This is a genomic window from Pseudomonas sp. FW300-N2A2 (assembly GCF_017351735.1).
Lineage (GTDB): Bacteria > Pseudomonadota > Gammaproteobacteria > Pseudomonadales > Pseudomonadaceae > Aquipseudomonas > Aquipseudomonas migulae.
On the sequence record NZ_JACNDU010000029.1, the window covers coordinates 1 to 22,107 of the forward strand.

Consider the following 22,107-nt stretch of genomic DNA (forward strand, 5'->3'; position numbering starts at 1 on the left):
ACGGTGGCGGCGGCAACGGCGGTGGCCACGGCGGAAGTGGCAGTGGCGGCAATGGCGGCAGCGGTCACGGTGGAAACGGCGGCGGCAATAGCGGCAGCGGTCACAGTGGCAACGACCATGGCTCGGGACATTCCGGTAACACCGCCTCATCCGGTCGCAGCGGCACCCATGCCGAACCGGGAGACGATCACGGCGTTCACCACGCCGGTGAAGTCGGCCACAACCGAGGGGTTCATCACGCCGGTGAAATCGGTGACGACCACGGCGTTCATCATGCCGGTGAAGTCGGCCACAACCGCGGCGTTCATCGCGCCGGTGAAATCGGTGACGACCACGGCGTTCATCGCGCCGGCGAAATCGGCGATGACCACGGCGTTCATGTCGGCGGTGAACCGGGTGACGACCACGGCGTGCACGTCGGTGGCGAGCCGGGTGATGACAAAAGGTCCTGATCACCGCTGATATCAAGAACACCCTAAATCCAGTGTGGGAGTGAGCCTGCTCGCGATAGCAATCTGTCATTCAACATTAATGTGTCTGACACACAGCTTTCGCGAGCAGGCTCACTCCTACAGGGATCGCGTGGACCTAGAGTCCACCCTCGGTCTGATCCAGCCGCTCGCGCAAAAACTCGATCAACGCCTGCACCGGTCGCGAACTCTGGCGATGCTGCGGGTACACCGCCGACAACGTCAGCGGCTGCGGGCGAAACTCATCCAGCACCGGCACCAGCCGCCCATCCTTCAACGCCGCCCCGACAATGAAGGTCGGCAGGTACGTGATCCCCATCCCGGCAATGGCCGCATCCCTGAGCAACTCACCGTTGTTGACCCGCATCCGCCCGGTCACGTTGACCGCCAGCGGCTTGCCCTGCCCTTCAAAACGCCATTGCACCTGGCGGCCATGGCCATACGGCAGGCAGTCGTGCGTGTGCAGGTCCTCGGGTTTACCCGGCGTTCCGCGCTCGGCCAGGTAAGCCGGGCTGGCGCAATACACCCGCTGGATCGAAGCGATGCGGCGGGCGATCAGCGTCGAGTCTTCAAGGATGCCGATGCGCAACGCCAGGTCGTAACCCTCGCTGAGCAGATCCACCGGGCGGTCGCTCAAATCCACTTCCACCGTGACATCGCGATAACGCTGCAAGAACACCGGCAGCAAACACCCCAAATGTGCCACCGCAAACGACAACGGTGCGCTCACGCGAATGGTGCCGCGCGGTTCGGTGGTCTGGCCGGCGATGCCCTGCTCCACCTGCTCGACTTCGCTGAGCAAGCGCAACGCCGACTCGTAATAACTCTGGCCCAGCGGCGTGACGTCCAGGCGCCGCGTGGAGCGGTTGAGCAACCGTACGCCCAGGCGTTCTTCGAGTTGCATCAAGCGACGGCTGACGAACTGCTTGGACAGGCCCAATTGATCGGCGGCCGAGGTGAAGCTGCCGGAGTCCATGACCTGGCAAAAAATACGCATATCTTCGAACGGGTTCATTGTCACTTTCCGGTTGACAGTTAAACGCTTTATAGCCGCTTTTTCCCTTTCGAGCACCCTATTAATCTGTGTCCACGGTGTTGCTGAGGCCTGAGTCCCAGCGCAGCAGCAACCTGACCCTTAGGTAACCAATCTCTAATTAATTAAAAAGGATTTGCTCATGAACCTCGTCAAAAAAACCCTGACCGCTTCCCTGCTCGCCCTCTCCGTCGGCAACGCCTTTGCCGCTGGCAGCCCAGGCGTTGAACACAACACTCAAGCCTTCCTCGAAGCCCTCGCCGCCGGTGGCGGTAAACCGCTTGAGCAGTTGAGCCCGAAAGACGCCCGTGCGGTGCTGACCGGTGCGCAAAACTCGGTCAAGGTTGATCTGTCGGGTGTGGACGTCAGCGATCGTGCAATCAAGGTCGATGGTCAAACCATCAACCTGAAAATCGTGCGCCCGGCCAAGGTCAAAGGTGAGTTGCCGGTGTTCATGTTCTTCCACGGTGGCGGCTGGGTGCTGGGCGATTACCCGACTCACCAACGCTTGATTCATGACCTGGTGGTCGGCTCCGGTGCCGTCGCGGTGTATGTCGATTACACGCCGTCGCCGGAAGCGCACTACCCGACCGCGATCAACCAGGCCTACGCCGCGACCCGCTGGGTGGCCGAGCATGGCAAGGACATCGGCGTCGACGGCAAGCGTCTTGCGGTGGCCGGTAACAGCGTCGGTGGCAACATGGCTGCGGTCGTGGCATTGATGGCCAAGGAACAGAAAGCCCCGGCGCTGCGCTTCCAGTTGTTGATGTGGCCAGTGACCAACGCACAGTTCGACACCGGCTCGTACCAGCAATTTGCCGAAGGCCACTTCCTCACCAAAGGCATGATGAATTGGTTCTGGGACAACTACACCACCGACCAGGCCGAGCGTGCGCAGATCCACGCCTCGCCGTTGCAGGCCAGCGCCGAACAGCTCAAAGGCTTGCCGGCAGCGTTGGTGCAGACCGCCGAGTTCGACGTGTTGCGTGACGAAGGCGAAGCCTATGCCCGCCACCTCGATGCGGCCGGTGTGCCGGTCACGGCGGTGCGTTACAACGGGATGATTCACGACTTCGGCTTGCTCAATCCGCTGAGCCAGATTCCGGAAGTGAAAGCGGCGGTGCGTCAGGCCGCGCTGGAACTCAAGACTCATCTGAACTGAGTTCCCACGCCCCTCCCACGGTCATCGTGCGAGGGGCTTTTCTGTAGGAGCGGCCGGGCGGCGCTCCGTTTGCCGGCGAAGGCGCCCTCAAATACGCCTTCGCCGGCAAGCCTGGCTCCTACAAGGGATCGGGTTTACGCAGGTCAAACTGTAGGAGCCGGCTTGCCGGCGATGGCGTCCGTGAGAGCGATGCAGGGTTTGAGATCGCCTTCGCCGGCAAGCCGGCTCCTACAAAAAAAATCAGTCTTCCGGAGTTCTTCCATGTCCCTCATCTACGGTCATCTGCTGTCCTGGAGTGCGCTGTTGCTGGTCATCGACGCCGTGCTCTGGCACGTAGCGCCGTTCAAGCATCGCGTCACGCGGGTCGGTGTGCGCCTCGCGTTGTTTGTGATGTTCAGCGCGCTCATCATCAACGCCGGCGTCAGCCCGTTGCAGGCGCCGCTGTTGGCAGACGACCGCGTGGCGCAACTGGGCGCGACGGCGCTGGGGATTCTCTGGTGGCTGTACGCCGCACGTGTACTCACCGAAGTCATCGGCCTGCTGCTGATGCGGCGCATCGGGCACAGCGGGCGGTTGCTGCAGGACGTCATCGGCGCGCTGGTGTTTCTGATCGCCATCGTCGCCGCAGCCGGGTACGTGCTGGAGTTGCCGGTGAAAGGTCTGCTGGCGACGTCCGGGGTGGTGGCAATCGTCGTCGGCCTGGCGTTGCAAAGCACCCTGAGCGATGTGTTTTCCGGGATCGTGCTCAACACCACCAAGCCGTATCAGGTGGATGACTGGATCGTGATCGACGGCGTCGAGGGCAAAGTGCTCGACATCGATTGGCGCGCCACTCACCTGCTGACCAGCGCCGGCAGTACGGCGGTGGTGCCGAACTCGGTGGCGGCCAAAGCGAAGATCGTCAACCTGAGCCGCCCCGGCAACATGCATGGCGTGTCGATCAGCATCCAGGTGCCCAACCACATCCGTCCGCGTCGGGTGCTGGAGGCACTGGACCGCACGCTGCAAGGCAGCAGCAGTCTGCTGCTCAACCCGGCGCCGAAAGCCGTGCTGAAAGAGGCCGGCGAAACCATGTCCGAATACGTGGCCAGCGGGTTTATCGCCGAACTCGGCAAGAAAAGCGAAGTGCGCAATCAACTGTTCGACCTCGCCCATCGGCACCTCGAAGCGGCAGGTATTTCCCGACAGCTCGACGGCGTGATCGAACCGACATCCCGCGCGCGGTCCTTGCTGGACGAGGTGAAAGTCTTCCGTTCCCTGAGCGAAGACGAACGCGACCGAATGGCCCATTCGATGGTCGCGCAGCAGTACGCGGCAGGCCAGGTGGTGCTGGAACTGGGAGAAGTGCCGGACAGCCTGATGGTCATCGCCACGGGCGTGGTCAGCGCGACAGTACCGGACGGCGCCGGGCAAACCGAGGCCGGGCGCATGGGGCCGAGCGAGGTGATGGGTGAACAGAGCATCCTCACCGATACACCGTCGCAGGCCACGTTCACCGCGTTGACCTCGTGCATCATCTACCGGATCGACAAATCCCTGACCCGCAGTTGCATGGAACAGCGGGTTGAGGTGGGTCGGGCGTTGAACAAGTTGCAGGCGGTACGGCAGCAGAACAGTCGGTTGGCGCTGCTGGCCAAACCGGTGCCGATCAAGAAAGGTGGATTCCTGAGCTGGCTGCAAAAACGCCAATCGGTGTAACACCTCGCACATTGTAGGAGCCGGCTTGCCGGCGATAGCGCCCGTGAGATCGCCATCGCCGGCAAGCCGGCTCCTACAAAGGCACAAAAAAATGCCCGCAGATCGCGGGCATTTTTTTGGCTGCGGACTTACTTCGAAGTCAACACCGAGTAGCTGTTCATCAGGTTGCGGTAGTTGGGAATACGCGGCGACAGCAGATTCGCCAGGCCTTCCATGTCGTTGCGCCAGTCGCCCTGCAACTCGCACGCAACGGAGAACCAGTTCACCAGTTGAGCACCGGCGGCGGCCATACGCGCCCACGCAGCTTGTTGCACGGTTTCGTTGAACGTACCCGAAGCATCGGTCACCACAAACACTTCAAACCCTTCGGCCAGCGCCGACAGCGTCGGGAAGGTCACGCAAACGTCAGTCACCACACCGGCGATGATCAGTTGCTTGCGGCCGGTGGCTTTGACGGCCTTGACGAAATCTTCGTTGTCCCAGGCGTTGATCTGGCCTGGACGCGGGATGTACGGCGCGTCCGGGAACTGCTCTTTCAATTCCGGCACCATTGGGCCATTCGGGCCGTTTTCGAAGCTGGTGGTGAGGATGGTCGGCAGTTTGAAGAACTTGGCCACGTCGCCCAGGGCCAGCACGTTGTTCTTGAATTCGTTCGGCGAGAAATCCTGAACCAGCGAAATCAGACCGGTCTGGTGATCGACCAACAGGACAACGGCATCGTCTTTGTTCAGGCGTTTGTACGGAACGTTGCTCATGTGAAACTCCTCGATGGATGGGTATTACGTCAGGCACCGACACGCGGGTCGGCGCTTTTTTTTGATCGTCAGAACGCGAAGCACGAGCAGCCGAAGGCGCCCCAGAAACCGGCGAAATCGCTGACCGGCGCGTTCGACAACCGCGCCTTTTCATGACTGTGGGAATGCACCCCGCACGGCCCGCTGCAATGGTGAACCTGCGCCTGCATCGGCGACGTCGGGCGCCAGTGACCCGGCACCTTGACCACCGGCGACCAGTCCGGCAGCACCGGCACACTGGCCGGGCCGAGTTTTTCGAAATCACCGGCGGCGTACACCACCTTGCCGCCGACCACGGTCAACACCGACTCGATCCACTTGATCGCTTCTTCGTCAACGCTGAAAAAGTCCGCGCTCAGGGCTGCGACGTCAGCCAGTTGGCCGACTTTGATCATGCCTTTCTTACCCTGCTCGGAAGAGAACCAGGCGCTGCCGTGGGTGAACAGTTCCAGCGCGGTCTGCCGGGACAGCCCCTCGGCGTGCAGCTCCAGGCCACCGACGGTGCGACCGCTGACCATCCAGTACAGCGAAGTCCATGGGTTGTAGCTGGACACCCGCGTCGCATCGGTGCCCGCGCCAACCGGTACACCTTCGGCCAGCATGCGCTTGATCGGCGGCGTCGCTTCGGCAGCCTTGGCGCCGTAACGCTCGACGAAATACTCGCCCTGAAACGCCATGCGATCCTGAATCGCGATACCACCGCCCAGCGCCCTCACCCGCTCGATGTTCTGCGGCGTGATGGTTTCGGCGTGATCGAAAAACCATGGCAAACCATTGAACGGAATGTCGCGGTTAACCTTCTCGAACACGTCGAGCATGCGGCTGATGGATTCGTTGTAGGTGGCGTGCAAACGGAACGGCCAGCGCTGCTCGACCAAGTGGCGGACCACCGGTTCCAGCTCGTCTTCCATGGTTTGCGGCAGGTCCGGACGCGGTTCGAGGAAGTCCTCGAAATCCGCCGCCGAGAACACCAGCATTTCCCCGGCGCCGTTGTGGCGCAGGAAATCATCGCCCTGATGCAGGGTCACGCTGCTGGTCCAGTTCTTGAAGTCGGCCAGCTCTTCTTTCGGCTTCTGGGTGAACAGGTTGTAGGCGATGCGGATGGTCAGTTGCTGGTCCTTGGCCAACTGCTCGATCACCTGGTAATCGTCCGGATAATTCTGGAAACCGCCACCGGCATCGATGGCGCTGGTCAGGCCGAGACGGTTGAGTTCGCGCATGAACTGGCGGGTCGAGTTGACCTGATACTCCAGCGGCAACTTCGGCCCCTTGGCCAGGGTCGAGTACAAAATCATCGCGTTCGGGCGCGCGACCAGCATGCCGGTCGGCTCACCGTTCGCGTCGCGCACGATCTCGCCACCCGGCGGGTTCGGCGTATTGCGGGTGTAACCAGCCACGCGCAACGCGGCGCGGTTGAGCAGAGCCCGATCATATAGATGCAGGACAAATACCGGCGTATCCGGCGCCGCCTGGTTGAGCTCTTCCAGGGTCGGCATGCGCTTTTCAGCGAACTGGAATTCGTTCCAGCCACCGACCACGCGCACCCATTGTGGCGTTGGCGTGCGGTCAGCCTGATCCTTGAGCATGCGCAGGGCGTCGGCCAGCGACGGCACACCTTCCCAGCGCAGTTCGAGGTTGTAGTTCAAACCGCCACGGATCAGGTGCAAGTGCGAGTCGTTAAGGCCGGGGATGACACAGCGGCCCTTGAGGTCGATGACCTGGGTGCCGGAACCGCGCAGGGCCATGGCTTCGGCATCAGTGCCGACCGCGACGAAGCGGCCATCGCTGATGGCGACGGCACTGGCGCGTGGGTTTTCACGGTCAACGGTATGAAATTGGCCATTGAACAAAATCAGGTCGGCGTTCATCGCGTTTCCTTGGGCTGAGTGGAGGGGGACAGCCAAGGCGCGAACAAACGCGTCGCCATTGGCATGAACAGGTACACCACCGAGACGACGATGGTCAGCGTGATCAGGAACGTGGCGACCACGTAATTGGACAGGAACGCGTTAAGCCGCAACAGCGGGCCCCAGATCAGCGGCACCAGCAAGGTATGCGGCAGAATCACCAGCAACGTCACCACGGCCTGCTTCCAGCGCGGCGGCGGCGAACCGGTTTCAGCCTGCGGCGCGAACCAGAATTCTTTGACCGGGTTGACCTCGGTCTGGTCGCCATCGGCGAGCATCGGCGTGGCTTCGTTGACCAGTTCCAGCCGTTGCGGCGAATCGAGCCAGTGCTGCATCGCGTCGGTGGAGCAAAAGCGCAGCACGCAGGTGTACATGTCGAGGCCGGCGCTCTTGCCGCGCATCACATCCACCCCCAAGTGCCCTTCCTGCTGCCCGGCGATGCTGACGATGTTGCGCAACCAGGCTTCGTAGGGCACTTCAAAACCGGCTTTGACCCGGTGCTTGATTACCAGGGTCACGACTTCCTCGAAACGATTGGATTCAGGCATAACGCAAAGCTCCGGCGAATCGGACATTGAGCGCCAGCCGTCCCGGCCCGGCGATAAAAAGGCTGGTGAACAGAATCAACAGCAGCCAGCCGAACTGCCCTTCCTCGAGGCTCCATTGCGGGTGCACAACCAGCAGCGCGATCCACAACACAGACAAAACCGGCAGGCACGCCAGGCGCACCAACACCCCGGCAATGATCAGTAGCGGGCACAGCACCTCGGCAAAAATCGCCAGCATCAGCGTGACATTCGCGCCAAGGTGGAAAGGGTCTTCGATGACTTGCAGTTGAGCGTTGTAGTTAAGCAGCTTGGGCAAACCGTGCACCCACAGCAGAAACAAACCACCGCTGACCCGCAAAAAAAACAGCCCGATATCCTGGGCCCGTTCATCCCATTGCGAAGCGTTCATGGACTACCTGCACAAATGAAAAACCATCGGCGTCAAAGCGCCGGGACCTCATTCGATAGTGCCGGTGTGGGGGCGGGGAAAATTGAATGTACGTGCTCTTTTTCACGGCATCACACAGCCCCTGTAGGAGCCGGCTTGCCGGCGATGGCGGCCTGATAGCCGACCTATCTTTTATTGATGTACATATCCATTCCTGCGGTAACGGCTGCTATTGGTTTCGCCCTTACGGCGAGTCACTTGCAGAAGCGGCAAGTAACCAAGCGCTCTTGCCCCTTTCGTTCGGTGGCTCGCTAATGCTCGCCATGCCCTCGCTCCGGTCCTGCTCCGTGGGCCCGCCGCCATCGGCCATCCATGGCCGGGGGCGGCTAACCCGGCATCCATGCCGGGTTGCCCACTGCGCAGAACCTGCGCTCGGCCTCTCGAGGGGGCGCTCAGATCAAAAGCTGAAGGCGAGCTAACGCTCGACCTGATGAGTGGTGAAAAGCGAAAGCGTACGCCGATTTCCTGTAGGAGCCGGCTTGCTGCGGGCGGCGTTCCGACGATAGCGGTGGGTTGGGTACATTCGTGGGTGAAGGGTCGGCTGGAAACACGCCATCGCCGGCAAGCCGGCTCCTACAGAGGGTTGGGTACATTCGTGGGTGAAGGGTCGGCTGGAAGCACGCCATCGCCGGCAAGCCGGCTCCTACAGGGGATTGGGGACATTCGTGGGTGAAGGGTCGGCTGTCAGGTCGTCATCGCCGGCAAGCCGGCTCCTACAGGAGATTGGGGACATTCGTGAGTGAAGGGTCGGCTGTCAGGCCGCCTTCGCGAGCAAGCATCGCTCCTACGAAGAGCCAAGCAACGCACCCGCTTTTCACCACTCATCAGGCCGAGCGTTAGCTCGCCTTCAGCTTTTGATTTTGATCTGCCCGCCCCTTCGGGAGGCCGAGTGGAGGTTCTGCGCAGTGGGCAGCCCGGCATGGATGCCGGGCTAGCCGCCCCCGGCCATGGATGGCCGATGGCGGCGGGCCCACGGAGCAGGACCGGAGCGAGGGAACACCGAGCCTTAGCGAGGGGCCGGACGCCGGGGCAAGACTTTTTGGTTCCTTTTGTGGCGTTTGACAAAAGGGACTCGCCGTAAGGGCGAAACCACCAGCAGCCGTTACCGCAGCAATGGATATGTACCCCCAAAAGAAAATGGTCGGCCCAAAGGCCGCCACGTTCAACCCGATACAGGCAAAGGCCTGGACATAAACTCACTGATCCGCGACCGCAACCACCGCTCCGCCGGATCATTGTCATGCACCCCACTCCAAGCCATCGAAAGCTGCGCAGCATCAATGGGAAACGGTGGATCCTCAGCCCGCAACGCACACCCCTCAACCAGCGCACACGCCGCATAATCCGGCACCGTCGCAATCATCTCCGTGCCGGCCAGCAACGCACGCAACCCACTGAACTGCGGAACACCCAACACCACCCGACGACTGCGGCCAACCTTGGCCAGATCCAGATCGATATTGCCGCTCAGGTCGCCAGAGAACGACACCATCGCATGCGGTCGCTCGCAGTATTCATCCAGCGTCAGCAACCCCGGTCGCTTGTCCCCACGCAGCACCTTGCAGGGGATGTCGCGCAATTTCTTGCACTTCGCATTCGCGGGCAAATCCGTGGTGTAACTCACCCCCACAGAGATCTCTCCCGAAGCCAGCAATGCCGGCATCAGCAAATAGTTCGCACGCCGCACCACCACAACAATCCCCGGCGCCTCTTCTTGCAGTTGCCGCAACAACGGCGGAAACAAACCGAATTCGGCGTCGTCCGACAAACCAATGCGGAACACATCGCAGCTGCTCGCCGGATCAAATTCCTTCGCCCGACTGACCGCCCCGGAAATCACATCCATCGCCGGCTGCAATTCCTTGAGAATCGCCAGCGCCCGCGTTGTCGGCTCCATGCCACGGCCATTACGCAACAGCAACGGATCGTCAAACAGATCCCGTAACCGCCCCAGCGCCGCACTCACCGCCGGTTGGCCCATGAACAGTTTTTCAGCCACCCGGGTCAGGTTCTTCTCGAACATCAAGGCCTCGAAAATCACCAACAGGTTCATGTCGACGCGGCGCAGATCGTTACGGTTCATAGGCACGGCTCCCTTGTGAATGCGTCGGACTTTACTCGATCAGCGGCACTTTCGCCGCACGTTTATAAGGACCGTATTCGACCGGTACCCATTGGAAATGTTTGCCCTCAGCGGCGATATGGCCAATGCCCGGAAACGGCAAATGCGCTGCCGTCACCCAGGTTTTACCGGCGGCTGCATCGCTGAACACCTTGGCGCGGCTTTTGATCGCTTGCTGACTGTTGACGTCAAAGCCGATCGAGACTTCCGGGTGCAAGAACTGCACCGCGAGGTTATGCACCAGATCGCCCATGAACAAAATGCTCTGCCCTTGAGAGGTGAAGCGGTACGTCGTGCTGCCCGGCGTGTGCCCGGCTTCCAGCGTGGCCTCGACCCCCGGCACAGGCGACTGGCCGGCGTCGAACGTCTTGAAACGTCCCGCCGCGACGTACGGTGCGGTGGAGTCCTGGGCGATTTTGAAATACGGTTTGGCGCCCTCGGGAGCTTTGGCCAGCGCCTGAGGATCAAGCCAGTAATCGGCTTCGGCCTTCGCGGCGTAGACCGTGGCGTTGGCAAAAACCGGTTTCTGCTGGCCATCGACCAATCCGCACACATGGTCCAGGTGCAAGTGAGTCAACAGAATCGTGTCGACCTGCGAAGGCTCGTAGCCGGCGGCTTTCATGTTGTCCGAGAGCATGCCCGCCGTCGCACCGATGCATTGACCGGCGCCGGTATCCACCAGGATCAATTGCTTGCCGGTGTTGATCAGGAAGGCGTTGAACGCAGTCTGCACCCCCGGCGTTTCAATCGAGCGACGGGCCAGCAGTGCGCGAATCTGGCTTTGGGTCAGGCCCTGGAGCAGTTTGGGCGACAGGTCGTTGTAGCCGTCGAACAGCGCCGTCACCTCAAAGTCGCCCACCGCCAGGCGGAAGTAGCCCGGCACCTGAGTGCCGACCTGTGCCGGTGCCTGAGCCGAGGAGATTCCGGACGCCAACGCCACCGCGAGGCCCAACGCGCCAACCAGAGAATGTTTCATGCCGTCACCCTTGATCAAGTCAGAAGAGCGGCCATGCACAGGCCCGCCACAAGACGTCGATCATGCCTCGCCCGGCACCGCAAAAATTGCAGCCATGTGCTGAGTCAGCGCTGTTGTTCACCACTGCGCATCGGCGAAATTAACAACGTTTAACTCGCCTGCCAGAGCCCCGCGACCAAGAATGAAGCTCACCGAAACGGACATTTGTCATGGCTCATTCTCAGCAAAACGTCGCCCGCGCGACTGCCACTGAAACGCGAAAGAAAACCACCGGCGGCCTGACCCCGTGGCGCGAAAGCCTGGTCAAGCAACTGATCCTCGAACGCCTCGGTGAAACCGTCGAAGTCACCGAACTGGCACGCGCCTGCGCCCTCTCGCGCAGTCATTTCTCCCGTGCATTCAAGTGCAGCACCGGCCTCTCGCCGCAAGACTGGATTCGCCACCAACGCATCGCCCGTGCCAAGCAACTGATCCAGAACACCGACCTGAGCCTCACGCAAATCAGCCTCGAATGCGGTTTCTGCGATCAGGCGCACTTCTGCCACATCTTCACCCGCAGCGAAGGCATCAACCCATTCGCCTGGCGCTGCCGAGCCGTGCGCGCGCTTCCACGCGTCAACCTGTAGGAGCCCGGCTTGCTGGCGATGGCGATTTCATGGGCGCCATCGCCGGCAAGCCGGCTCCTACAGGGATTGTGGGGGTGTTCGGGGATTGAGGATCGACACAAAACCTGTAGGAGTCGGCTTGCCGGCGATGGCGATTTTACGGACGCCATCGCCAGCAAGCCGGCTCCTACAGGGATTGTGGGGTGTTCGGGATTTGGGGATGACGCAAAACCTGTAGGAGCCCGGCTTGCTGGCGATGGCGATTTTACGGACGCCATCGCCAGCAAGCCGGCTCCTACAAGGATTGTGGGGTGTTCGGGATTTGGGAATGACGCAAAACCTGTAGGAGCCCGGCTTGCCGGCGATGGCGATTTCGTGGACGCCATCGCCGGCAAGCCGGCTCCTACAGGGATTGTGGGGGTGTTCGGGGATTGAGGAATGACGCAAAACCTGTAGGAGCCGGCTTGCTGGCGATGGCGATTTCATGGGCGCCATCGCCGGCAAGCCTGCTGCCTTTTACCCTAACGGCACCAACCGCTCCAACGCCTCGGCCACGCCAAATCCGTACGCCGGATCGGCCTTGGTGCAGTTGTCGATATGACGCTGGCGGATTGCCTGCGGTACGCCGTTCATGGCGCGTGCGGTGTTGTCGAACAGCAACTGCTTACGCACCGGATCGAGCAGTCGAAACAGGTTACCCGGCTGTTCGTAATGATCCTCTTCCAACCGATGATCATAATGCTGGGCAAAGCCTTCCAGCGGCAGCGGCGGCTCGGCCAGTTCCGGCGAGTCCTGCCATTCACCGACACTGTTCGGGAAGTAACTGGCGGTACCGCCGAGGTTGCCGTCGGTGCGCATGGCGCCGTCGCGGTGGTAGCTGTGCGCCGGGCAGCGCGGCGCGTTGACCGGGATGTGGTTGAAGTTCACGCCGAGGCGATAACGCTGGGCATCACCATAGGAAAACAGCCGCGCCTGGAGCATGCGGTCCGGTGAAAAACTCACGCCCGGCACCACGTTGGCCGGCGAAAACGCTGCCTGTTCGATTTCGGCAAAGTGGTTTTCGGCGTTGCGATTGAGCTCCATGACGCCCACTTCAATCAGCGGGAACTCAGCGTGCGGCCAGACCTTGGTCAAGTCGAACGGGTTGTGCCGATAGTTGAGCGCCTGTTCTTCCTCCATCACCTGAATGCACAATTTCCAGCGCGGGAAGTTGCCCTGCTCGATGACTTCATAAAGGTCGCGCAGATTGCTTTCGCGGTCCTTGCCGACCACCGCTTCGGCCTCCGCGTCCGAGAGGTTTTCGATGCCTTGCTGGCAGACAAAATGAAACTTCACCCACACCCGTTTGTTGTCGCGGTCGATCAGGCTGAAGGTGTGACTGCCGAAGCCGTGCATGTGACGGAAACTGGTGGGAATCCCGCGATCGCTCATCACGATGGTCACCTGGTGCAGCGCCTCGGGCAGCAGGGTCCAGAAGTCCCAGTTGCTGGTGGCGTTGCGCAGGCCGGTGCGCGGGTCGCGTTTGACCACGTGGTTGAGGTCGGAGAAACGCAGCGGGTCGCGGAAGAAAAACACCGGCGTGTTGTTGCCGACAATGTCCCAATTGCCTTCGTCGGTGTAGAACTTCACCGCGAAGCCACGGATATCACGCTCGGCATCCGCCGCGCCGCGTTCGCCGGCCACCGAGGAAAAACGCACGAACAGCGGCGTTTCCTTGCCCACCGAGCTGAAGATGCTGGCTTTTGTATAACGAGTGATGTCATGGGTGACGGTGAAGGTGCCGTAGGCGCCCGCACCCTTGGCGTGCATGCGCCGCTCCGGGATCAGTTCGCGGTCGAAGTGGGCGAGTTTTTCCAGCAACCAGATGTCTTGCAAGAGCGCCGGTCCACGGGGGCCGGCGGTCTGGATATTGAAGTTGTCGGCCACCGGTGCCCCGGTGGCGTTGGTCAGCTTTTTCATGGTCAGGTTCTCGAAGGATTCGGCTCATCAGGAGCGAGAACGGCGCGGATCTACGCCCGCGCCGTGGGCACATCAACCCTTGAGGAACGCCAGCAGATCAGCGTTGAGCTGATCCTTGTGGGTATCAGTCAGGCCATGGGGCGCGCCGGGGTAGACCTTCAGCGTAGACCCCTTGACCAGTTTTGCCGAAGCAATGCCGGCGGCCTCGATCGGCACCACCTGGTCCGCGTCGCCATGCACCACCAGCGTGGGGATGTCGAATTTCTTCAGGTCTTCGGTGAAGTCGGTTTCGGAAAACGCCTTGATGCAGTCATAAGCGTTCTTGTGGCCGGAGGTCATGCCCTGCATCCAGAACCAGTCGATCATGCCTTGCGACGGTTTGGCGTCCGGTTTGTTGAAGCCGAAGAACGGACCGCTGGCGAGGTCGATGTACAGCTGCGAACGGTCGACCAGGGACGCCTGACGAATACCATCAAACACCTCGATCGGCAGGCCACCGGGGTTGGCTTCGGTCTTGAGCATCAGGGGCGGCACCGCTGAAATCAGCCCGGCCTTGGCCACGCGCCCGGTGCCGTGGCGACCGATGTAGCGCGCTACTTCACCACCGCCGGTGGAGAAACCGAACAGCACGGCGTCTTTCAGGTCGAGTCGTTCGATCAACTGCGCCAGGTCATCGGCGTAGGTGTCCATGTCGTTGCCGGTCCACGGCTGACTGGAACGGCCATGGCCGCGACGGTCGTGGGCGATCACCCGGTAGCCTTTGGAGGCGAGGAAGATCATCTGCGATTCCCAGCTGTCGGCGTTCAGCGGCCAACCGTGGCTGAAGACGATGGGCTGGCCGGTGCCCCAATCCTTGTAATAAATCTCGGTGCCGTCTCGGGTGGTGAACGTGCTCATGCGATGTTTCCTCAGGAGGGTTGGGGGTGATTCAAACCGGTGAGTGGCTCAGGCGTTCAGCCAGCCGCGCCACGCGTTCACCCAGGTGCGCGGCGGTGCAGCGATCTTCCGGGGGCGGTGCGAATTCGGGGGACTGTTCGACATTCGACTGCGCCATGGCGCCCAGCGAACTGCCGAGGCGATTGAGCTGCCCGTCGAACACGCCGGTGCCGGAGCGTGCCGGCAGCAGGTCGAGGCCGACCCAGATCATCGAATGCTGCGCGGCGAACACCGCCATCTGCAGCAAGGTGTTGAGTTTGTCGCCACACAGGCAGCCGGAATTGGTGAAGCCCGCCGCGAGTTTGTCGCGCCAGGGTTGGGTCAGGTAGAACGCCGCCGTGGCTTCCATGAACCCCTTGAAGCGTGCCGAGGCGCTGCCCATGTAGGTCGGCGCACCGAAGATGATCGCGTCGGCGTTGTGCAAACGGTCCCAGTGCTGGTCCACGTCCTCGACCGAAATCAGCTGGCAGGTACTGCCCAGGTGCCGTTCCACACCTTGGGCCACGGCTTCAGCCATGACCCGTGTGTGCCCGTAGCCACTGTGATAGACCACCACCACGTTGCTCATTCCGGCGTCCTCATGACAAATAAATCCCTTTTCACAACACGGCCCCCCCTGTAGGAGCCGGCTTGCTGGCGATTGCGATGTACCCATCGCCGACAACTTCGGCTGAAATACCGCAATCGCCAGCAAGCCGGCTCCTACAGTTTGAGCAGTTGCGGTGCTGGAGTTTTGGGCGTAGACCGGACGCAGGACGAGTTAAACGTTGTTAATTTTCCCTGGCGCGCCAAAAGCCCCGGCGCCTTCTACACAAGCGCCGCGCCCAGTAAAAACGCAAAGAACAGGGAGGATCGTAAACCGGCAGTCCAAGTGAACACCCGGCAGTCAGTTGGCCAGCGCATTGCGCGAATGAACAAACCTGACGAATATGCTCGGTAACCGCGTACCAGACGGCTGCAAGCAGGAGTGACCCGTTGACCCTTTCCCCCGAACAGGCCATCCATTTCGGCCCTTACCGGATCTATCCCGGACAACGCCTGGTGATGGAGGCCGACCAGCCCCTGCGCCTGGGTCGGCGTGCCATGGATATTCTGTTGATCCTTCTGGAACACGCCGGAAATGTGGTCAGCAAACAGGAACTGATCGCCGGGGTCTGGCCCAAAAGCGTTGTCGAAGACATCAACCTGCGGGTGCACATGGCGGCGTTGCGCAAAGCCCTCGGCGACGGCCAGAACGGCCAGCGTTACATCGTCACCGTGGCCCAGCGCGGCTACAGCTTTGTCGCGCCGTTCTCTTTGGAGCACATCGAGCAACATCCGGCGAATGAAGCCCCCGCACCGAACGGCCACAACCTGCCCGTGCGACGTACACGCATGATCGGTCGCCAGTCTCTCGTCGACAGCCTGGTGGTCCAGTTGTCACGCCAGCGTTTCATCACGCTGGTCGGCCCCGGCGGCATCGGCAAAACCACCGTGGCCCTGCGCGTTGCCGAGCAATTGATCGGGCGCTACCGCGATGGCATTCGTCTGCTGGACCTGGCGCCGATCAACGATCCATCGATGATCAGCGCGCATCTGGCGACGCTGCTCGAACTGTCGTTGCATGACACCGACCCGATGAGCGGCCTCCCCGCATTTTTGCGCGACCGGCAGATGCTGCTGGTGATCGACAACTGCGAACACCTGCTCGACGCCATCGCCGTGTTGAGCGAAAGCATCCTGCGCGCCGCGCCCGACGTGCACATTCTGACCACCAGCCGCGAGAGCCTGCGGGCCGAAGGCGAGTTCGTTCAACGTCTTGAGTCACTGGACTGCCCGCCGCCCATTGCCGTGCTCGACCGCGCGCAGGCCCTGAGCTTTTCGGCCTTGCAGTTGTTTGTCGAACGGGCGATGGCCAGCCACGACAGTTTCGAACTGCGCGATGACGAGCTGCCGCTGGCGATTGAAATCTGCCGGCGCCTGGACGGTATTCCCCTGGCGATTGAACTGGCGGCGGCGCAAGTCGGCGGCCTCGGCGTGGGCGGCTTGCTCACGCAACTGCAAGGCAGTTTTCGCCTGCTCACCCAAGGCTGCCAGACCACCTTGGGTCGCCATCAAACCTTGCGCGCCACGTTGGACTGGAGTTTCGAACTGCTGAGTGCCTGCGAACAAACCTGCCTGCGCCGACTGAGCGTGTTCAGAGGCGGCTTCACCCTGGAGTCGGCAGCAGCAGTGATCGTCGGCGAACATATCGAACCCTGTGAGGTGTTTGGCTCGATCACACAACTGGTGGCCAAGTCGCTGCTGAACGTCGAGGTCGGCGACGAAGAAGTGTTCTACCGCCTGCTCGACACTACGCGCAGCTACGCCCTGGAAAAACTCGACCAGGCCGCCGACCTGCCGGGCACCCGCGAACGCCACGCCGAGCGTTGCCTGGCCTTGATGCATCAGGCCCAGCAGGACTGGGAGCTGATCGCGACGGCGACGTGGATCGAGCGTTATGCACGCAGTCTGGAAGATATTCGCGCAGCCCTCGATTGGGGCTTGGACGCACAAGGGCCGCAGACGTTGGCGATCCGCCTGACCGCGACATCGACGCCGCTCTGGCAGGAAATGTCGCTGCTCAAGGAGCACGGCGTGTATGTGCGCAAGGCGCTGGCCCTGCTGGATGCCGCGCCCGAGCCCTGCCCCCGGCTGAAAATGGCCCTCAAACTGGCCCTCGGCAGCGCCTGCTACCACACCCAGGGCGGCACGGCGGAAACCGTCGAGGCCTTCGTCAGCGCCAGAACGCTGGCCAGGCACTGCAACGACGTGGCCGGTCAGTTGCGTGCGGTGTCCGGGCACATGGCGGTCAACCTCTGCTGTGCCAACTATCAAATGGCCCTGGAGCAGAGCCAGCAGTTCGACCGGTTGGGGTTGCACGGCGACGAAGTGTTGTCCCTCAGCACCCACCGTTTGCGGGTGCTGGCGCTGCACTTTGCCGGGAATCAGGAACAGGCGCGGGTGAATGCCGAAGAGGTGCTGCAGCGCATGGCCCAGAGCGGCCACCTCAACCGCTTCACCCACGGTTTTGGCGTGCAGTACGACCAGAGCGTCGCCGCCCTGACCATTCTGGCGCGCATCCTCTGGCTGCAAGGCCGGCCGGAACAGGCGTGGCGCACCGCCCGGCAAGCGCTGGACATCGCGATGCAGATCAACCACGGCACGTCCATCTGCTACACCCTGGCGCTGGCCGGTTGCCTGATCGCCCACTACAACGGCGACACCCGCACCGCGCGCGAACTCTTGCGACTGCTGCTGGAACAAGCGCAAAAACACTCGGTGCTGCTGTTCTACACCTGGGCCATGCACTACGCACAGGTCATCGATCACACCGAGCTGCGCTCCTCCCTTCTGCCCGGCGAGGGGTTGATCAAGGACATCATGGTGACGCTGGACACCGGTTTCGTCGATGACGACTTGTCACAACGGGCGGATACCGGCATGGCGGGCTGGAACACGGCGGAGATCCTGCGAGCCAGGGCTGAGGCGCTTCTGGCGCAAGAGTGCCCGTTGAACACCGACGCGGCCGAGGCCTTGCTGATCAGGGCCTTGAACGTCGCCAACCATCAGGGCGCCCTGGCCTGGGAACTGCGCAGCGCTACCTCGCTGGCACAGCTTTGGCAGCGTCAGGGCCGGCACCGACAAGCCCATACGCTGTTGGCGCCGATCTACAACCGGTTCACCGAAGGTTTTGCCACACCGGACCTGACGAAAGTCCGCCGGTTACTCGATGAGTTGCAGCGCCACTTGCCCGCTTGATACCCACCGCGCCCGGCTGATGTAGCGGGCGTAACGCATTTCAACGGTACGCAATTCACCACTGCCCTCGAGTTTCTCCAGGGCGTAGGTGCGGGTGGTGTTGAGGAAACGGTAGCGGGCCAGTCCGCCGCCCTGCTCCAGCGATAGCAACGATTTGAGCGCCAGACTTTCCACCCCTTCAATCAAGCGGGCAGGCAGCAATGCCGCGCAACTGATCACGCCAATGGCGGTATCCAGCGTAAAGGCCATCTTGAACACCGACAGACGCTGCAACACGGTTTGCTCCAGCGGGCTCAGTTGCTCATAGCTCCAGTCCAGCGCCGCTTTCAAGGTTTGATGCCGGGGCACGGCGGTGCGCCGGCCCTGGGTCAGCAGCTGAAAACAATTGTCCAGTTGAGCTTGCAGGCCCACCAGCGCCAACGCATCAATCTGCGCCGCCGCCAGTTCGATGGCCAGGGGCAGACCATCGAGCCGGCGACAGATTTCGCGCACGACCTTGAGGTCTTGTTCGCGCAGCACAAAGCCTTGCTGACGAGCACGGGCACGGCTGACGAACAGTTGCACCGCCGAATAGCCCATCGCTTCGGCCACACTGTGCAACGCCGAAGCCGGAGGCACCGCCAGTGGCGGCAAACGCTGGACCGTTTCCCCCTGCGCCTGGAGCGGCTCGCGACTGGTTACCAGGATCGACAGGCGTGGCGCCGCCATCAGCAGGTCCTCGACCAGTGTCCGGCAGCGTTCGAGCAGGTGCTCGCAATTGTCGAGCACCAATAACGCATGACGTTGCGCCCATGTCTCCAGGGTGGTTCCGACGCCCAGCTCAAGCGCCCGGGTCAGATGATCGACCACCTGCGCAGGGTCATCGATCACCGCCAGATCCACCAGCCAGACCCCATCCTGGTAATGCTGCAAGAGCAGTTCGGCGACGCGCAACGCCACGGTGGTCTTGCCGATGCCGCCGGGACCGGTCAGGGTCATGAGGCGCCGAACCGGTAACTGCCGGACCAGACTGCCGACCAGCGAATCGCGCCCGATCACCGGCGACAGGCGCGCGGGCAGGTTGTGTTGAGGTTTCTGAACGGTTTCGATCGAGGCCAGCGTACTCGCCGGCACCCGCTGCACGGCTGCGATAAAGCTATAACCGCGCTGGGGAATGTTGACGATGTAGCGCTGCCCGTCCTGCCCGTCGCCCAGTGCGCGACGCAGCGCGGCGATGTGCACGCGCAGGTTGATCTCCTCGACCACCGAAGTCGGCCAGACGAGTGCGATGAGTTCGTCCTTGCTGACCACGTTGCCCGCGCGCTGGACCAGCACCTGCAAGATATCCAGGGCCCGCCCGCCCATGCGCAGCGGCCGGTCCCCGTCGAGGATCAGCCGTTGCCGCAGGTGAAACGCATAAGGGCCGAATCGCAGCACCGCTTCGTTGTTCAAATCACTGACGCTGTTCATGCAGGTCCACGTGCGCAAACCCTAAGCGGCTCAACGGATTGTCATTTCCATTGCGCGCCAGGCTCGCGCCTCCATTACAAAGAGTTCACGGGTATCTTCGCAGGCCTCGGTGACGGAACAACGACCATGGTGGGAGCGTTACAGCCATCACGGTGCGCAGAACGGACAAAAAGGCACTAGCTGAACTGTTCGCGGTACTGGGACGGGGTCAACCCGAGTTTTTCACTGAACAAAAACCGCATGTGCCGCACACTGCCGAAACCACTTTTGAAAGCCACGGTCTTGAGGGGCAAGTCACTGGTTTCCAACAGATTTCTCGCACAGTCGATACGTGCGCTCTGGAGAAATTCCATCGGCGTCATGTTCACTTCCCGGGCGAACACCCTGGCGAAATGACGCGGACTCATGGTGGCCAGGCCGGCCATGCGCTCGATGCTGAAGGCTTCGTCGAGGTGGTCGAGCACATAATTCTGCACGCGCGTCACCGGTGTTTCGTGAGGGGCCACCGTCGCCATCAACGGACTGAATTGCGCCTGTCCGCCCTGACGTTTCATCACCACCAGCAACACCTTGGCCACGTCCTGGGCGACTTTCTTGCCATGGTCTTCGGCAACCACGGCGAGTGCCAGGTCAATGCCGGCAGTGACGCCGCCGGAGGTGATCAGGTTGCGGTCCTGAACAAAGATCTGATCGGTCTCCACCGTCGCCTTCGGGAACCCCTTGATCAGCCGTTCGGTGTAATGCCAGTGGGTGGTGACACGGTAGCCATCAATCAGGCCGGCATGCCCGAGCACGAATGCGCCGGTGCAGATCGAGCCATAACGTCCGGCCCGCTTAACCGCACCTTTGAGCCAGCCGAGCAACGGCGGGTGTTTTTCGTTGTAGGCCCCGGGGCCGCCCGGCACCAGCAACAGGTCATACGCCTGATCCGCCTGATCGATATGCACATCGGCCTGCACGTTGACACCGTTGGAGGCACGCAACGCGCCGTGCTCGGTGCCGATGGTCGACAACACGTAACGCTCGGCCGGTTCCAGATAACGATTGGCGATGGAAAACACCTCCATGGGCCCGGCCATGTCGAGCAGGAGAAAATCAGGGAACAGCACCATTGCCACGGTTTTCATGGGTTCAAAATCACTGAAATCAAAAAAAGAATACTGGCCGTACACGTAACCCCTGTAGGAGCCGGCTTGCCGGCGATGGCGGTACATCAGCCGATATTGTTAGCGACTGACACACCGCTATCGCCGGCAAGCCGGCTCCTACAAGGTTACGTGCATGGCATGAAGACTGTGCTGTGCATTATGGCCAAGTGCGGGGGGATCAGTCTGCTTATTATTGTCAACCCATACGGGACAGTATTTCAATTTTCATCTACTTATTGCACTACAGGATAAACATTAACCTTCTCCTCACTCGGACGAATCAACGTCCCCACAGGAGATTTCATCATGCTGACCCTTCGCAAAGCTTCCGATCGCGGCTTGGCCAATCATGGTTGGTTGAAGTCGTTCCATACCTTTTCCTTCGCCAACTACCGCAACCCGAAAGAGCAGGGTTTTTCCGACCTGCTGGTGATCAACGATGACCGCGTCGCGGCCGGCAAAGGCTTTGGCCAGCACCCACACCGTGACATGGAGATTTTCTCCTACGTGCTTGAAGGCGCCCTGGAACACAAGGACACCCTGGGCACCGGTTCGGTGATCCGCCCTGGTGACGTGCAACTGATGAGTGCCGGCAGCGGCGTGGCACACAGCGAGTACAACCACTCGGCGACCCGTGGCGTGCACTTCCTGCAAATCTGGATCGTGCCGGACGTCAGCGGCGCCAAACCGCGCTATCAGCAAGAGCATTTCAATACACAGAAGAAACGCGGGCGTCTGCAACTGATCATCTCCCCCGAGGGGAAAAACGGTTCGTTGAAGGTGCGCCAGGATGCGCGGGTGTATGCCGGCCTGATCGATGGCAAGGAAAGCGCCACGCTGGAACTGGCCGCCAATCGTTATGCCTACGTGCATGTGGCGCGCGGCAGCGTCGAACTCAACGGCCTGCAATTGCAGGAAGGCGATGGCGTGCGGGTTCGCGATGAACAGTTGCTGACCCTGAGCAACGGCGTGGATGCCGAAGTGCTGGTGTTCGACCTGCGTCCTCAGGAATTGCCTGAAATGCCGTAATCCTGTGTGAAGTAATCGCCACCTCGCTGCGCTCGATAGCTCC

18 protein-coding genes are annotated in these 22,107 nt (G+C 61.5%); 6 read left to right on the forward strand and 12 right to left on the reverse strand.

Annotation, left to right across the window (positions count from 1 at the left end):
- Positions 1 to 452: hypothetical protein (locus J4E42_RS29560; protein ID WP_259331712.1), on the forward strand; the 452-nt coding region annotated here is incomplete at its 5' end.
- A gap of 136 nt (positions 453 to 588) precedes the next feature.
- On the opposite strand, the gene J4E42_RS24560 is transcribed toward J4E42_RS29560, so the two are convergent.
- Complete coding sequence (locus J4E42_RS24560) at positions 589 to 1,485, reverse strand: LysR family transcriptional regulator (protein WP_008043389.1); 897 nt, start codon at positions 1,483 to 1,485, stop codon at positions 589 to 591.
- 160 nt (positions 1,486 to 1,645) lie between these two features.
- Here J4E42_RS24560 and J4E42_RS24565 point away from each other — a divergent pair, with 160 nt between their 5' ends.
- Entirely contained in the window at positions 1,646 to 2,665 is a 1,020-nt protein-coding gene (locus J4E42_RS24565) for an alpha/beta hydrolase (protein ID WP_008032696.1), read from the forward strand.
- Positions 2,666 to 2,926: 261 nt separating this feature from the next.
- On the forward strand, positions 2,927 to 4,363 hold the full coding sequence (locus J4E42_RS24570; RefSeq protein ID WP_207286364.1) for a mechanosensitive ion channel family protein: 1,437 nt from the start codon (positions 2,927 to 2,929) through the stop codon (positions 4,361 to 4,363).
- 128 nt (positions 4,364 to 4,491) lie between these two features.
- Here J4E42_RS24570 and ycaC read toward each other — a convergent pair whose 3' ends face one another.
- From ycaC to J4E42_RS24600, 6 genes are all read right to left on the reverse strand, one after another.
- Positions 4,492 to 5,118 (reverse strand): isochorismate family cysteine hydrolase YcaC, encoded by a 627-nt coding sequence (ycaC, locus tag J4E42_RS24575; RefSeq protein ID WP_008032694.1) that lies wholly within the window; start codon positions 5,116 to 5,118, stop codon positions 4,492 to 4,494.
- A gap of 68 nt (positions 5,119 to 5,186) precedes the next feature.
- Entirely contained in the window at positions 5,187 to 7,025 is a 1,839-nt protein-coding gene (locus tag J4E42_RS24580) for an amidohydrolase (RefSeq protein ID WP_008043255.1), read from the reverse strand.
- Positions 7,022 to 7,612: an antibiotic biosynthesis monooxygenase gene (locus J4E42_RS24585; protein WP_008032692.1), complete on the reverse strand. Its 591-nt coding sequence runs from the start codon at positions 7,610 to 7,612 to the stop codon at positions 7,022 to 7,024. Before J4E42_RS24585 ends, J4E42_RS24580 begins: the two co-directional genes overlap by 4 nt.
- Positions 7,605 to 8,021 carry a DoxX family protein gene (locus tag J4E42_RS24590; protein WP_008043253.1) on the reverse strand — a complete coding sequence of 139 codons (417 nt, stop codon included), beginning with the start codon at positions 8,019 to 8,021 and terminating at the stop codon, positions 7,605 to 7,607. Before J4E42_RS24590 ends, J4E42_RS24585 begins: the two co-directional genes overlap by 8 nt.
- A gap of 1,201 nt (positions 8,022 to 9,222) precedes the next feature.
- Positions 9,223 to 10,143 carry a LysR family transcriptional regulator gene (locus J4E42_RS24595; protein ID WP_008041152.1) on the reverse strand — a complete coding sequence of 307 codons (921 nt, stop codon included), beginning with the start codon at positions 10,141 to 10,143 and terminating at the stop codon, positions 9,223 to 9,225.
- A 31-nt stretch (positions 10,144 to 10,174) separates the two neighbouring features.
- The gene (locus J4E42_RS24600; RefSeq protein ID WP_008041153.1) at positions 10,175 to 11,158 is read right to left on the reverse strand and encodes an MBL fold metallo-hydrolase; all 984 of its coding nucleotides are present in this window, start codon (positions 11,156 to 11,158) and stop codon (positions 10,175 to 10,177) included.
- Positions 11,159 to 11,367: 209 nt separating this feature from the next.
- Between J4E42_RS24600 and J4E42_RS24605 the strand changes: the two genes are divergently transcribed.
- Positions 11,368 to 11,784, forward strand: a complete 417-nt coding sequence (locus J4E42_RS24605) for a helix-turn-helix domain-containing protein (RefSeq protein WP_008041154.1) — start codon at positions 11,368 to 11,370, stop codon at positions 11,782 to 11,784.
- Between the two features lie 495 nt (positions 11,785 to 12,279).
- Here J4E42_RS24605 and J4E42_RS24610 read toward each other — a convergent pair whose 3' ends face one another.
- The 3 genes from J4E42_RS24610 to J4E42_RS24620 all read right to left on the reverse strand — a co-directional run bounded on the left by J4E42_RS24610 (position 12,280) and on the right by J4E42_RS24620 (position 15,226).
- Positions 12,280 to 13,722 (reverse strand): catalase, encoded by a 1,443-nt coding sequence (locus J4E42_RS24610; RefSeq protein WP_207286365.1) that lies wholly within the window; start codon positions 13,720 to 13,722, stop codon positions 12,280 to 12,282.
- 72 nt (positions 13,723 to 13,794) lie between these two features.
- Positions 13,795 to 14,619: an alpha/beta fold hydrolase gene (locus J4E42_RS24615; RefSeq protein ID WP_008032867.1), complete on the reverse strand. Its 825-nt coding sequence runs from the start codon at positions 14,617 to 14,619 to the stop codon at positions 13,795 to 13,797.
- A gap of 31 nt (positions 14,620 to 14,650) precedes the next feature.
- Positions 14,651 to 15,226 carry a flavodoxin family protein gene (locus J4E42_RS24620; protein ID WP_008032866.1) on the reverse strand — a complete coding sequence of 192 codons (576 nt, stop codon included), beginning with the start codon at positions 15,224 to 15,226 and terminating at the stop codon, positions 14,651 to 14,653.
- 407 nt (positions 15,227 to 15,633) lie between these two features.
- On the opposite strand from J4E42_RS24620, the gene J4E42_RS24625 reads away from it, so the two are divergent.
- A complete protein-coding gene (locus J4E42_RS24625) occupies positions 15,634 to 18,438 on the forward strand; it encodes a winged helix-turn-helix domain-containing protein (protein ID WP_207286366.1) in 2,805 nt (934 codons plus the stop codon).
- Here J4E42_RS24625 and J4E42_RS24630 read toward each other — a convergent pair.
- Positions 18,403 to 19,887, reverse strand: coding sequence for a winged helix-turn-helix domain-containing protein (locus tag J4E42_RS24630; protein WP_008041159.1), 1,485 nt, complete (start codon positions 19,885 to 19,887; stop codon positions 18,403 to 18,405). The two genes, J4E42_RS24625 and J4E42_RS24630, sit on opposite strands and share 36 nt — an antisense overlap.
- Positions 19,888 to 20,063: 176 nt before the next feature.
- Entirely contained in the window at positions 20,064 to 21,014 is a 951-nt protein-coding gene (locus J4E42_RS24635; RefSeq protein WP_192226551.1) for a GlxA family transcriptional regulator, read from the reverse strand.
- Between the two features lie 327 nt (positions 21,015 to 21,341).
- On the opposite strand from J4E42_RS24635, the gene J4E42_RS24640 reads away from it, so the two are divergent.
- A complete protein-coding gene (locus J4E42_RS24640) occupies positions 21,342 to 22,064 on the forward strand; it encodes a pirin family protein (RefSeq protein ID WP_008032862.1) in 723 nt (240 codons plus the stop codon).
- Positions 22,065 to 22,107 lie beyond the last annotated feature (43 nt).

What these genes read in the sequence shown, in the direction of transcription:
- J4E42_RS24560 (WP_008043389.1), bottom strand. Translation starts at nt 1,485, where the DNA reads ATGAACCCGTTCGAAGATATGCGTATTTTTTGCCAGGTCATGGACTCC.
- J4E42_RS24565 (WP_008032696.1), top strand. Translation starts at nt 1,646, where the DNA reads ATGAACCTCGTCAAAAAAACCCTGACCGCTTCCCTGCTCGCCCTCTCC.
- J4E42_RS24570 (WP_207286364.1), top strand. Translation starts at nt 2,927, where the DNA reads ATGTCCCTCATCTACGGTCATCTGCTGTCCTGGAGTGCGCTGTTGCTG.
- ycaC (WP_008032694.1), bottom strand. Translation starts at nt 5,118, where the DNA reads ATGAGCAACGTTCCGTACAAACGCCTGAACAAAGACGATGCCGTTGTC.
- J4E42_RS24580 (WP_008043255.1), bottom strand. Translation starts at nt 7,025, where the DNA reads ATGAACGCCGACCTGATTTTGTTCAATGGCCAATTTCATACCGTTGAC.
- J4E42_RS24585 (WP_008032692.1), bottom strand. Translation starts at nt 7,612, where the DNA reads ATGCCTGAATCCAATCGTTTCGAGGAAGTCGTGACCCTGGTAATCAAG.
- J4E42_RS24590 (WP_008043253.1), bottom strand. Translation starts at nt 8,021, where the DNA reads ATGAACGCTTCGCAATGGGATGAACGGGCCCAGGATATCGGGCTGTTT.
- J4E42_RS24595 (WP_008041152.1), bottom strand. Translation starts at nt 10,143, where the DNA reads ATGAACCGTAACGATCTGCGCCGCGTCGACATGAACCTGTTGGTGATT.
- J4E42_RS24600 (WP_008041153.1), bottom strand. Translation starts at nt 11,158, where the DNA reads ATGAAACATTCTCTGGTTGGCGCGTTGGGCCTCGCGGTGGCGTTGGCG.
- J4E42_RS24605 (WP_008041154.1), top strand. Translation starts at nt 11,368, where the DNA reads ATGGCTCATTCTCAGCAAAACGTCGCCCGCGCGACTGCCACTGAAACG.
- J4E42_RS24610 (WP_207286365.1), bottom strand. Translation starts at nt 13,722, where the DNA reads ATGAAAAAGCTGACCAACGCCACCGGGGCACCGGTGGCCGACAACTTC.
- J4E42_RS24615 (WP_008032867.1), bottom strand. Translation starts at nt 14,619, where the DNA reads ATGAGCACGTTCACCACCCGAGACGGCACCGAGATTTATTACAAGGAT.
- J4E42_RS24620 (WP_008032866.1), bottom strand. Translation starts at nt 15,226, where the DNA reads ATGAGCAACGTGGTGGTGGTCTATCACAGTGGCTACGGGCACACACGG.
- J4E42_RS24630 (WP_008041159.1), bottom strand. Translation starts at nt 19,887, where the DNA reads ATGAACAGCGTCAGTGATTTGAACAACGAAGCGGTGCTGCGATTCGGC.
- J4E42_RS24635 (WP_192226551.1), bottom strand. Translation starts at nt 21,014, where the DNA reads ATGAAAACCGTGGCAATGGTGCTGTTCCCTGATTTTCTCCTGCTCGAC.
- J4E42_RS24640 (WP_008032862.1), top strand. Translation starts at nt 21,342, where the DNA reads ATGCTGACCCTTCGCAAAGCTTCCGATCGCGGCTTGGCCAATCATGGT.